This is a genomic window from Tepidibacter thalassicus DSM 15285 (assembly GCF_900129915.1).
GTDB lineage: Bacteria > Bacillota > Clostridia > Peptostreptococcales > Peptostreptococcaceae > Tepidibacter > Tepidibacter thalassicus.
The window spans coordinates 99,300-111,035 of record NZ_FQXH01000005.1; the positions used below are offsets into that span (position 1 = coordinate 99,300).

Here is an 11,736-nt window from a genome sequence, read left to right on the forward strand (position 1 = left end):
GCGGAAGGATGTTTCTTACAGAAGAGGCGATTGAAGGTTACAAAAAATATACAGAAAATGTTATAAAATCGGCAGATATAAAAATTGGAGAGACGTACTACCCTACAACAATTCACAAAAAAGAAAGATTAGAAAATGGAAGTGTGGCAATATATCTGTTGATAGACCACACTATCGAAGGTGATGTAACAATATCAGAAATAAGATTATTTGATATTGATGATAAAATCTGGTTAGTTAAGCCGGAAAACATCATAAGAAAGGCAATGCAAGAAGGGGTTTTATATCGTTTTACTATCGATATAAAGGAAAATGAATAATAGAAAAAAGGCGGTGAATGATAATGGCATATAAAAAAACGCAATGGCAAGACCATGTTGTGGAATACCCTAACAAGTATGAAGAAGTTTCAAACCCAGATGGAACAGTTACTTTGATTCCGAAACAAGGGGAGGTAATACAGCAAGGAACTCCGATGAGTGCAACAAATTTCAATAAAATGGAAGAGGGTATTTTTCAAGCGCATGTCAGTGTTGAAAATATCACAGGAAGATTAAATGAAGTGGATAAAATAGTTGACAATAGCGTATCGAGTTTAACTGTAAATTTTATTGCCATGGCAGTAGAGGTTGAAACGCTAAAGGGTGCAACTTTAAATGATGTAACAGCTAATATGTTTGTTGAAACTTTCTTAAATCTTGATGACATCAACTTGCAAAACGGAAAGTATGACGAACAAAATAAACGTATATACGCATAAGGTGGCGCAAAAAAATTGGAACCATTCATCCTTCAAAAGAAATCAGAAGTGTTTCTTAATTCGATTTATCCTGTTTTAACAAATTTCCCAAAGGCTGAAAAATTTTGTCTTTGTCAAGAAATAAAGCAGGCTTGTTACAGAATTATTAAAAATGCTATGATTTCTAACAATTTAAAAAGGAATAAATTATATTATTTACAGCAAGTTGATGGAGATTTAAAGTTACTATTGGTCCTTTTTAATGTTGCGAGGGAACAAAAATATATAACAAAAAAGAAATGTTTGGAAATTCAAAACAAAGTTTCAGAATTAGGCAGAATTTGCGGTGGATTAATGAAGTCTACTAAAAATTAATGACATAATAGGGATTATTCTGTTTGGACTCCTATCGTGCTATCCGTGGTTACAATTCGGCTCGCTATTGGAATTACAATTCCGCGTCTAATCGTAACGTGAACGTCGGGTGGCGCCCCGCCTCGTAAAAAAAATATTTTGTCCGATACGTCTACGGATTTATCGGCAAGTCCTTGTTTAGAATTTCGAGGGAGAATAATTCCTTCACCTAAAGGTGTAAATACATGAACAATGTCATATTGCCAAGCCAAAGAAAGGATGCCGATATGACGGATTTATACAATAAAGTAATTGACTATAAAAACATAGAATTAAGCTACAAAAACACACAAAAAGGCTCTAGGAAATACAGAAAAGAAAATATATTATTCGATATGTGCAGAGAAAGAAATTTAGTAAACATATGGAAGAAGTTAAAGAATGAAACTTATGAGGTAGGAGAATATATAAGATTCAAAGTGTATGAGCCTAAAGAAAGGGTGGTGAGTGCCCCGAAAATACACGATAAAGTAGTTCAATTTGCGGTCCATGAAGTATTAAAAGAAATGTACAAACCGATTTTCATAAGCACATCTTTTGCATGTGTTGAAGGGGGTGGAACTCATAAAGCGGTTGATAAGGTTCAACATGATATGAGATTCATTAAATGGAAGTATGGCGATGGATGGGTTTTAAAAATGGATGTTGCTAAATTTTTCTATTCTATAAATAGGAGTATACTTAAAAAGATTTTAAGAAAGAAAATAAAAGATTATAGGTATTTGGAGTTGCTTGATAAGATTATAGACAGTTCCCCAGAGGGTGAAAGAGGAATACCGTTAGGAAATGTGACATCACAAGATTTCGCCAATATATATCTTAATGAATTGGACCAATACTGCAAAAGGTATCTTAAAATCAAACATTACACCAGATATATGGATGATATTATCATCGTTGTACCGAGGAAAGAAGAAGCACAAACGTATCTAAAACAGATTAAATGGTTTTTAAAAGAGGAACTTGACCTTGAAACAAATAAAAAGACTAAAATTTTTCCTATAAGTCAAGGTGTAAATGCATATGGTTATAAGATTTGGACTACTCATAAATTAGTAAGAAACCAATCTAAAAAAGCTATGAAAAGGCGAATAAAAGCCATGGACAGAAAATTGAAAGAAGGGAAAATGGATAAAAAGGATATTATACAAGCTGTTAATAGTTGGCTAGGTCATGCTAGACATTCGAACAGTTTTAATTTATGCAAAAAAATATTTGCAAAGTATCCTTATATTCAAATAGAAAAGGAAGGTGAATATTTTGGCACAGTATTTAGAAACAGTTGAATTAGGCGCTTTATACAAAAGCGGAGTTGCACAACTAAGAGCCACTAAACCGTGGAGAATTAGTTCAGAGCCATACACAGGAGCGGGAGTTGGAAACATAGCTGATTTTAGCACGTTGAAAGATATGACGCAATGGACGCTTGGAGATACACCAGTGGACGCTGCTAAGAGATTGAAGTGGCATAAAATTCAAGATGGAGACAAAACCTTGCTTATTTGCGATAGAGTAATTCTTGTAAATGTGAGTTGGAATGACTTAAATTCACAAGGGCTAATAATGGGTAAGGATATTACAATTGATGGACAGAGTTATAAAGCTAGGGTAATGACGGTTGGAAATAATTACAGAAGAGGTTCTGATAATTATTCGGGCGGTACACCCACAAACAATGAATGGGATAGGTTCATAACACGTGAAGAATCAATTTCGGGTTTGCCTGTACCCATTAGTAGCAATTTAGACAGCGCTTTAAATTCAACCGATAAAAATTCGGCACATAATCAATTTTGGAATTGGATGGGTGTTTATTCATGGGGTCAAGAAACCTATACAGGAAATAGCTCCTCTCGTGCTCTCCGTGGTTACGGTTCGGCTCGCTATTGGTCTTACTATTCCGCGTCTGGTCGTAGCGTGACCGTCGGGTGGCGCCCCGTCCTTGAAATTCTGAACTCTGCTCCGCTGATTTCTGGACAAGATGGCGACTTGGGTGAAAAGAACTCACCTTTTGAAATAATATACAATGTTTCTGACCCGGACGGAGACACAATAAATGTGGTGGAAAAATTAAATGGAAATGTAATCAACACTAGGACTAATGTTCAACAAAATGTTGACCTAAACATTTCGATTGATAGCGCTACTTTTCAAGGGTTAGAATTAAACCAGCAACACACGATTATTATTGAAGCCACAGATTCTAAAAACCATACAGCCACAAGAACCCATACTTTTACCAAAACTGCTTCTCCTGTTGTTATTTCTGGTGAGGATACAAATTTGGAAGGAAAGTGGAAACCTTTTACACTGAAATATCAAGTTAGTGATTTGAATGGAAAAATGGTTGATGTCACCGAAAAAATTAATGGAAATACCATTAGGGTTGTAAGTTCAGCACCGCAAAACACTGATATAGAATTAAGCATTAATGATGTTTTTGAGGTATTAGAACTTAATAGAGAACATATTATCACAATTAATGCAGTGAATACTGATGGGGCAATAGCAACAAGAACGTATACTTTCACAAAAGTTGATGATAGGTTAAAATTTACATTAAAAACCCCAATACCAACATCGGAAGCGGCTTCGAAAATTGTATTAAGTCTTGTTGAAAGTATACCAGATGGAACAACTTTTACGGCAAGAGCGACAAATAACGGATTTGACGAAAACCCTGTATGGGAGGATATAACCGAAAAAGTAGAAAATAGACAGACTTTTTATTTTACCAATGCAGTTAAAACTTCTGAAAGCTGGGGAATTAATATCGAAATAGAAATACTCAAAAACAATCAACCTCAACCAATATGGATTGATGGATTTGGTATTTCATTTGAATAAGGAGGTATAGGGATGAAGGCTCTTAGGATTACAGATTTAAAAAAGCTTAAAGAAGAAAAAGCGAAAGAAAATGTTGGATTAATTGCGGCTTATGAAGCGATTGCGGGTTTGAATGAACAAATTATGGTCTTGCAAGAAGAACTGAATACTTTAAAGAGAGGTGAAAGCGATGCTTAATTATATGGTACAAGTATATGCGTTTCTTATCAAAAATAATAGAAGAACAATAGAAGCCATACCGGAACAATACAAGATACCGGTTTCGGAATATTTAGCAAAACAAGTTGAGGAAGTGTAATAAAGTGCTAGAAACATTTTTAAAACTTGAACAAATAATTGAGGAACAACAGAAAACTATAAAAACCCAACAAGAAATAATCAATAATCTTTCGTTAGAAAATATAAATTTGAAACAATTAACAAGCGAATTGATAGTAACGAATAAAAATGATGGCTCTTTTAAATAAAGGCTGTCATTTTTATTTTTAAAATAGCTAAAGTGTTCGGAAAGAATAGAGGTGAGCAACGTTGAACGAATGCAAGGATTGCATACAAGTGAAGAACTTGGAAGATAGAATAAAATCCGTTTGGAATGCGATTAATGAAACAAAGGGTTTCATTAAAGACTTTGAAAAAAGAATTACAGATTTAGAAATCGCAAAAAGTGAGAGCAGAAAAGATATAGAAAGGATATTTGACGCAATAGAGACGATTGAAAAAAATATAGTCAAAATTGCAGACGCTATGGAAGCCATGAAAAGCAAAGACATCAAGACATATGACAATTTAAAATATGAGGTTATAAAATACATCGTGTTAGCTGGGCTTGCCTTTGCCATGGCTAAACTTTTCTAAAAGGTCGGTGAAAAAGAATGGAATATATAGGCTACATCATAGCAGGAGTTTTTGCCGGAGCCATTGTAACGGCATTTATTGCGGCGAAAAAAGGAAAGAAAAAAATTGAGTTCTCGAAAGTTGTACTTATGTTGGTTTTATCAACCTATTTCATAGGGGTTTTCGTAGGAGTGAAAATTGTTTTTATTGATGTATCACAATTGGGGGTTGTGCTGGCGTTCATTGGAACACCAACAGCCGCCGCGATTGCTTTTTATTGCTGGAAAGCAAAGGCAGAGAACTTATTGAAAATTAAAAAGGAAAATCCGGAAATTACGGAAGTTCCTATTGATTTTAATAATATATCATCACAATAATAAGGAGGTAATTTGGAATGAGAATAACAAAGAAAAATTCACCAAACAAGTATAATGGAAGAAGAGGTTGGAAACCAGATATGATTGTTTGTCATATCACAGAGGGGTCATATAATGGCGCGGTATCATGGTTATGCAATCCGAAGTCGCAAGCTTCAGCACATTATGTTGTTGCTAAAGATGGAAGAGTGACGCAACTTGTGGACCTAAAGGACGGTGCTTGGTGCAATGGGACAAGTACAAAGCCATCAAGCAAAGTTTATTATGGGAAATCATCACTAAAAGCCGTAAGAGATAGAAGGACCAACGCAAACTATTACACCGTATCAATTGAGCATGAGGGATTCTGGAAGGAAAACAAAGGCAAACTTACAGAAGCGCAGAAAGCCGCAACAATTGAACTGATAAAACATATAAGAGATGAAGTGAAAAAGATATTTGGGGTAGAAATACCAGCAGATAGGGCGCATATAGTGGGACATTATGAAGTAAGCCCAATAACAAAACCACATTGCCCGGGTGAAAACTTCCAGTTTGACGAAATTATAAAAGCGGTAGGCGGTTCAAGTGTTCCGGTTACACCTAACGCACCAACGAATACAAATGATTTTAAAGTTGGTGATACTGTAACAGTTAAAAGAAGCGCCACAAAGTACGCTACAGGACAAAGGATTGCTAACTTTGTAAAAGGAAGCAAATACAAAATAAAACAGCTTGGAGCGGACAGGGCGTTGTTATCTGGTATAAATAGCTGGGTGAAATTATCAGACCTAGAAGGAGAGGGAGGAACTAGAAACATTATAAAAGTAGGTTCAAAAGTTAAAATCACCGGAAACAAATATGCAACAGGTCAGAAAATCCCGGGATGGGTAAAAAACGGAACTCATGAAGTTTCGAGAATAGCGGGAGAAAAAGCATTGCTTGGAGCAAACGGCGGAATCAATAGCTGGTTAAATAAAAGTGATATTAAAGTTATAGAATAGGAGGAATTAAAATGGCTATATTGAATTTTTTACTTGAAAATTGGGACAGCGTTATTGTTGTTATAGGGTTTATTGCCCTTGTTGTAGTGCTTATCAAAAGAGGCGAAATGAAAATATTGAACAATATACTTTACAAGTTGGTAACACAAGCAGAAAGAGAATTTGGAGCAGGAACAGGGGAATTGAAATATGCGGCGGTATCTGATTGGATATACGAACGTTTGCCGGCTATATTGAAATTCTTATTTACTTCAAAAGATATAGACAGAATGATTGAAAGCACACTTGAAATGGCAAAACAAAAATGGGAAAGCAACGAAAACCTAAAAATGTATATTAATAATGAAGAGAAAATTTTGCCAGAAATTAAAACGGAATAAAAGAAGCAAAAGCCCATTGGAGAATTGATGTTCACCAGTGGGCTTTTGAACATATTTTATAGTTGAATGCTTACAAACTGTATGGTAGAATATATTCATGCATAAAACAGCATTATACCAAAAATACAGAAAGAATACAAGAAAAATTAATTTTATTAACAATATATAATAACACACTTGGAAATAATAAATATAGGAGGAAGCTACCGCGATGGAAAATAAAAATAGAGAAAAAGTTGACCTAAGTCTTGACGCAGAGGCATTTTACAAGAAATATGGGCGCAAAAAAACCATATCTATATTCACTTTAGGTTGTAAAGTAAATCAATATGAAACGGAAGCTATGATGGAACTTTTTAAAAAATCTTCATACGAAATTGTAGATTGTGAAGAATATGCAGATATATATGTAATAAATACTTGTACTGTTACAAATATGAGTGACAGAAAATCAAGGCAGTTTATAAGAAGAGCTAAAAAGAAAAATCCTTTATCTATAATAGTAGTAGTAGGTTGTTATTCTCAAGTAGCACCTGAGGAGATTTTAGATATAGAAGAAGTAAATATTGTTATGGGAACTAATGATAGGAATAAAATTGTTGAAATAGTAAAAAATGTTGATAGCAATACTAAGTTAAGTACTGTTGATGATATAATGAAGGTTAGAGAATTTGAGGAAATGCAAATAAAAGAAGTAAGAGGAAAAACTAGAGCATTTTTAAAAATACAAGAAGGATGTGATAGGTTTTGTTCTTACTGTATAATACCTTATGCTAGAGGACCTGTTAGAAGTAGACTACTTGAAAATATAGTGAATGAAGTTAAAAAGCTTTCAAATAATGGATTTAAAGAGATAGTTTTAACTGGTATTCATGTGGCATCTTATGGAAAGGATTTAGGAAATGTAAATTTATTAGATGTTTTAAGAGAAATTCATAAAATTGAGGGTATACAAAGAATAAGATTGAGTTCTGTGGAACCACTTCTTATGACAGATAGTTTTATAAAGGAAATAGCCTCTATGGACAAGATATGTCCTCATTTTCATCTATCTCTTCAAAGTGGATGCGATGAAACATTAAAAAGAATGAATAGAAAGTATACTACAAAACAGTATAGAGATATAGTTGAAAAAATTAGAAAAAACATAAAAGATGCATCTATAACTACAGATGTTATAGTTGGTTTTCCTGGAGAAACTGATAAAGAATTTGAAGTAACTTATAATTTTTTGAAGGAGATACAACTTTCTCAAATGCATATTTTTAAGTATTCTCCTAGGAAAGGGACTCCTGCTGCATCTATGAAAAATCAAGTAGATCCTAAAGTAAAGCAAATAAGAAGTGAGAAACTTATAAATTTATCTAAGGAGAATTATATAAAATTTACATCTAAGTTTATAGGTGAAATTGTACCTGTATTATTTGAGCAGAAATTAGAAAATGGATATTATGAAGGGTTGACTCCTAATTATATAAGGGTTTTAGTTAAAGAGGAAGAAGATATAGAGGGAAAAATATTAAATGTTAAGTTAAACAAAATAAAAGAAGAGTTTGTAGAAGGAATTTTAATTTGAATATAGTATTTATATTTTAGGTTTTGTGTAAGGAGGTGTAAAAAATGGAAAATTGTATATTTTGTAAAATAGTGAATGGAGAAATTCCATCGACTAAAATATATGAGGATGATAAAGTGCTTGCATTTAAAGATATAAATCCAATAGCGCCAATTCATATTTTAGTGATACCTAAAAAACACTATGAATCTATAATACATATACCAGATAATGAAATGGATATTATATCTGATATTCATAAAGTTATAAATAAAATTGCTAAAGATATGAATTTTGAACAAAGTGGATTTAGAATTGTAAATAATTGTGGAAAAGATGCAGGACAAGAGGTAAAACATATACATTATCATATTATTGGTGGAAAAACCTTAAATTGGCCATAGAATCAAAAAATACTTGATAAAAGTTTAAAAGTAGTTTATAATAACTAAGTATGGTATTAACCCTGTAATAAATCTAGCTTATAATCACAGTTATAGTTATAGCAGAATTGCTGGTATTGGAGGGAGGGAAGAAGAATGTCAGAAGTAAAAGTAAGAGAAAATGAATCTTTAGATAGTGCTCTTAGAAGATTTAAGCGTCAATGTGCTATGTCTGGTATATTATCTGAAATCAGAAAAAGAGAGCATTATGATAAGCCAAGCGTAAAGCGTAAGAAAAAAGCTGAGGCTGCAAGAAGAAAAAAAGCAAAAAGATAGTAGATAAGAGGTGAAAGGGGATGTCCCTTAAATCGAAATTAATGGATGATCTAAAACTTGCTATGAAAGAAAAAGATCAAGTTAAAAAGTCTGTTATTACTCTTATAAGATCTGCAGTTAAGCAGTATGAAGTGGATAATAGAATTGAACTTGATGATGATGGTGTTATAGACATTGTTTCTAAACAAATGAAACAAAGAAAAGATGCACTTGAGGAATTTAAAAAGGCAGGTAGAGAAGATCTTATAGCTCAGACAGAATCTGAGATTGAAATATTAAAAACTTATTTGCCAGCTCAATTAAGCGATGAAGAAGTAGAAAAGATAGTTGTAGAAACTATAGGTGAAATTAGTGCTTCTTCAATGAAGGATATGGGTAAAGTTATGTCAGCTATAATGCCTAAAGTGAAGGGAAAGGCTGATGGTAAAATTGTAAATCAATTAGTAAAAAAACACTTACAATAGATATAAAAGACTAAAGCTTAGCTTTAGTCTTTTTTTATATTTGTTAAAAAAACAAAGGATTTATGATAAATAAAAAGAAATATTATTATATAAGTATCGTAAAATTATTTAGATGTAATATTTTTGATATTGTTATTGTATATATATTTAATATAATACGTTTTGATGTGCTTTTTTTAGAGGTAAAAAATAAAAAGGGGAGAGACGGAGTGGATGAATCAAAAAAATTATTTGTGAATAAGATACAAATGTTTTTAAATAGTCAAAGAGAAAAAATAGATAATGCAATTGTAAATTTAATGAAATATCGTTTGTATAGAGATAGAAAATATGAAATGCAAATAAAGAATTTTTTTCATACTATAAGGGGAAAAAGTGGTATATTAAGACTTAATCATTTGTCTCGATTAGCAGGGGAGTATGAAGATTATTTAGAATGTATAAATAGTAAATTTATAAGTGATGAGGTTTTTTCCAATTTATTAAAGGGATTAGCGTGTATTTATGAAGAAATAGAAAAGTTAAAACAGATGTATGTATTTAATTTAGAAAATAAACAAAATAAGATAAAAAGTGAAAATATAAATATTACTAACAAAGGAAATATATTAATAGTCGATAATGATGTAGAGCTTATTTATTTATTAGAAAATATATTTAGAAATGAAGGATATAATGTAATTACTTCTTATAGTTTGGAAAATGTAATGTGTATATTAAAGAGAGAAAAAATAGATTTAGTGATTTTAGACATAATCATATCAGAAAAGAGTGGGTTTGAGTTATTAAAACAGATAAAAGAGGAGAAGATAAATGTACCTGTTATATTTTTAACGTCTAAAAATACGATAAGTTATAAAGTAAAAGCTCTAAAAGAAGGAGCAGATGATTATATAATAAAACCTTTTCAAATAGAAGAGCTTATTGTAAGGGTAGAGAGTATATTGAAAAAAATTAATATTTATAGAACGAAAATAATTAAAGATAATTTAACGGGGGTTTACAATAAGGAGTATTTTAATGAAAGATTAAAAGAGATTAAAAACAGTTTTAAAGATGGTAAAACAGTTTTTTCTATAGCTTTTATAGATTTTGATTACTTTAAAGAAATTAACGATAAATATGGACATTTAGCAGGAGATTATGCATTAAAAGTGTTTGTAGAAGAGTTGAAAAAGTGTCTTAGAAGTACTGATGAGATATATCGTTTTGGAGGAGATGAATTTTTAGTTTTATTTAATGATACATTAGGCACTCAAGCTTATGAAGCTTTAGAAAGAGCTAGAAATAAGATAATTGACAAAGTTATTAAATATAAAGATAATAGTATTAATATTTCGTTTAGTGCTGGAATTTCAACTTTTGAAGGTGAACATGAAACTATTGAAGAGGTTTTAGAAAAAGCTGATAAAGCTTTGTATATTTCGAAAAAATTAGGAAGGGGAAAAACTACTTATATTTAAAATTAAAAGTAGGTCTTAATAAAATTTATTAAGACCTACTTTTAAGCTATTTTTTTAGTAGTTTTATTTTTTGTAGGAGATGATTTTTTTATTTGTTTATCTATTAAATTAGAAGCATGACCCATAGGACATATTGTACACCAAGTTCTTGGTTTGAAAATTATTCCAAGAAAAATTCCGATTATAGTAGTAATTAGTACTAATCTAAATATAGTTGCACCTATATTTGTTAAAGTTAATCCGCCTTTATATAAAGATAAAGAAAAAGAAGTAAGCATAGAAACTAAGATAGTGTGTTTAAATAATTTAGCTTTCATAAAAGCTGGTACATTGTATCCAAGAGATAACTTGCTTAAAAATTTTCCTAAGAATGAGCCTCTAGGACAGTAATGGGAACAATGCACTTTTCCTTGTCCAGTAGATGAAAATACTATAGGTGAAATCATACATGCTAAACCTAATGCTGCAAATCTAATGTCGTAAATTGCAAGAGTCATAAATGTAATGAAAAATATCCAAGACCAATTCATATAAGATTTTCTTTTTTTCATTTGAATACCTCCTTATAAAAAATATCGCTAATTTTTATATCTATATATTACGATATAATAATATAAATGTCAATAGAAATTTTAAATATAAAAATGTGTATTGCTTTATGCACAATAAAAATGTGGAATTAAATAATGTTGTATTCATAAAATTATATAAGGGAGGTGTAGGAATGTTTGATTTACCTAACGATTTAAAAATTAATTTACCTAAAGTTATAACGGTTGGTAATAAATTTATTAACATAGAAAATTATATAAGTGTTTTAGAATATTCTAAACAAATGATTAAAGTGAGTACGAAGTTAAATGTTTTAAAAATAGAAGGGGAGGATTTGATTATAAAGTATATAACTGAAGATGATTTGTGTATAGAGGGAAAAATATATTCTGTTGAATATTGGGTTTAG

Annotated in this window: 19 protein-coding genes; 18 read left to right on the forward strand and 1 reads right to left on the reverse strand. The window is 31.3% G+C overall.

Annotation, left to right across the window (positions count from 1 at the left end; genetic code table 11):
- Positions 1 to 8 precede the first annotated feature (8 nt).
- The 17 genes from BUA19_RS00575 to BUA19_RS00640 all read left to right on the forward strand — a co-directional run bounded on the left by BUA19_RS00575 (position 9) and on the right by BUA19_RS00640 (position 10,775).
- Positions 9 to 320 (forward strand): hypothetical protein, encoded by a 312-nt coding sequence (locus tag BUA19_RS00575; protein ID WP_072722931.1) that lies wholly within the window; start codon positions 9 to 11, stop codon positions 318 to 320.
- 59 nt (positions 321 to 379) lie between these two features.
- Positions 380 to 760: a hypothetical protein gene (locus BUA19_RS00580; protein ID WP_207645959.1), complete on the forward strand. Its 381-nt coding sequence runs from the start codon at positions 380 to 382 to the stop codon at positions 758 to 760.
- 15 nt (positions 761 to 775) lie between these two features.
- On the forward strand, positions 776 to 1,114 hold the full coding sequence (gene avd / locus BUA19_RS00585; RefSeq protein ID WP_072722933.1) for a diversity-generating retroelement protein Avd: 339 nt from the start codon (positions 776 to 778) through the stop codon (positions 1,112 to 1,114).
- A gap of 224 nt (positions 1,115 to 1,338) precedes the next feature.
- The gene (locus BUA19_RS00590; protein ID WP_207645960.1) at positions 1,339 to 2,439 is read left to right on the forward strand and encodes a reverse transcriptase domain-containing protein; all 1,101 of its coding nucleotides are present in this window, start codon (positions 1,339 to 1,341) and stop codon (positions 2,437 to 2,439) included.
- Positions 2,414 to 4,000: a hypothetical protein gene (locus BUA19_RS00595; protein WP_207645961.1), complete on the forward strand. Its 1,587-nt coding sequence runs from the start codon at positions 2,414 to 2,416 to the stop codon at positions 3,998 to 4,000. Before BUA19_RS00590 ends, BUA19_RS00595 begins: the two co-directional genes overlap by 26 nt.
- A gap of 12 nt (positions 4,001 to 4,012) precedes the next feature.
- On the forward strand, positions 4,013 to 4,177 hold the full coding sequence (locus BUA19_RS11600) for a hypothetical protein (protein WP_178137407.1): 165 nt from the start codon (positions 4,013 to 4,015) through the stop codon (positions 4,175 to 4,177).
- Positions 4,178 to 4,181: 4 nt separating this feature from the next.
- A complete protein-coding gene (locus BUA19_RS12110) occupies positions 4,182 to 4,298 on the forward strand; it encodes a CD1375 family protein (RefSeq protein WP_278280439.1) in 117 nt (38 codons plus the stop codon).
- Between the two features lie 4 nt (positions 4,299 to 4,302).
- Positions 4,303 to 4,467 (forward strand): hypothetical protein, encoded by a 165-nt coding sequence (locus BUA19_RS11605; protein ID WP_178137408.1) that lies wholly within the window; start codon positions 4,303 to 4,305, stop codon positions 4,465 to 4,467.
- A gap of 61 nt (positions 4,468 to 4,528) precedes the next feature.
- Positions 4,529 to 4,855, forward strand: coding sequence for a hypothetical protein (locus tag BUA19_RS00600; protein ID WP_072722934.1), 327 nt, complete (start codon positions 4,529 to 4,531; stop codon positions 4,853 to 4,855).
- Between the two features lie 17 nt (positions 4,856 to 4,872).
- On the forward strand, positions 4,873 to 5,211 hold the full coding sequence (locus tag BUA19_RS00605) for a hypothetical protein (protein WP_072722935.1): 339 nt from the start codon (positions 4,873 to 4,875) through the stop codon (positions 5,209 to 5,211).
- 17 nt (positions 5,212 to 5,228) lie between these two features.
- Positions 5,229 to 6,194: an N-acetylmuramoyl-L-alanine amidase gene (locus tag BUA19_RS00610; protein WP_072722936.1), complete on the forward strand. Its 966-nt coding sequence runs from the start codon at positions 5,229 to 5,231 to the stop codon at positions 6,192 to 6,194.
- An 11-nt stretch (positions 6,195 to 6,205) separates the two neighbouring features.
- Positions 6,206 to 6,574: a hypothetical protein gene (locus BUA19_RS00615; protein ID WP_072722937.1), complete on the forward strand. Its 369-nt coding sequence runs from the start codon at positions 6,206 to 6,208 to the stop codon at positions 6,572 to 6,574.
- Between the two features lie 211 nt (positions 6,575 to 6,785).
- On the forward strand, positions 6,786 to 8,150 hold the full coding sequence (gene mtaB / locus BUA19_RS00620) for a tRNA (N(6)-L-threonylcarbamoyladenosine(37)-C(2))-methylthiotransferase MtaB (RefSeq protein WP_084601866.1): 1,365 nt from the start codon (positions 6,786 to 6,788) through the stop codon (positions 8,148 to 8,150).
- 44 nt (positions 8,151 to 8,194) lie between these two features.
- Positions 8,195 to 8,533, forward strand: coding sequence for a histidine triad nucleotide-binding protein (locus BUA19_RS00625; protein WP_072722938.1), 339 nt, complete (start codon positions 8,195 to 8,197; stop codon positions 8,531 to 8,533).
- Positions 8,534 to 8,668: 135 nt separating this feature from the next.
- A complete protein-coding gene (gene rpsU, locus BUA19_RS00630) occupies positions 8,669 to 8,848 on the forward strand; it encodes a 30S ribosomal protein S21 (protein ID WP_072722939.1) in 180 nt (59 codons plus the stop codon).
- A 20-nt stretch (positions 8,849 to 8,868) separates the two neighbouring features.
- Complete coding sequence (locus BUA19_RS00635; RefSeq protein ID WP_072722940.1) at positions 8,869 to 9,312, forward strand: GatB/YqeY domain-containing protein; 444 nt, start codon at positions 8,869 to 8,871, stop codon at positions 9,310 to 9,312.
- A 209-nt stretch (positions 9,313 to 9,521) separates the two neighbouring features.
- Positions 9,522 to 10,775 carry a GGDEF domain-containing response regulator gene (locus BUA19_RS00640; protein WP_178137409.1) on the forward strand — a complete coding sequence of 418 codons (1,254 nt, stop codon included), beginning with the start codon at positions 9,522 to 9,524 and terminating at the stop codon, positions 10,773 to 10,775.
- Positions 10,776 to 10,816: 41 nt separating this feature from the next.
- Here the strand turns inward: BUA19_RS00640 and BUA19_RS00645 are convergent, their stop codons facing one another.
- The gene (locus BUA19_RS00645; protein ID WP_072722942.1) at positions 10,817 to 11,326 is read right to left on the reverse strand and encodes a 4Fe-4S binding protein; all 510 of its coding nucleotides are present in this window, start codon (positions 11,324 to 11,326) and stop codon (positions 10,817 to 10,819) included.
- Positions 11,327 to 11,499: 173 nt separating this feature from the next.
- Here BUA19_RS00645 and BUA19_RS00650 point away from each other — a divergent pair, with 173 nt between their 5' ends.
- On the forward strand, positions 11,500 to 11,736 hold the full coding sequence (locus BUA19_RS00650) for a YabP/YqfC family sporulation protein (RefSeq protein ID WP_072722943.1): 237 nt from the start codon (positions 11,500 to 11,502) through the stop codon (positions 11,734 to 11,736).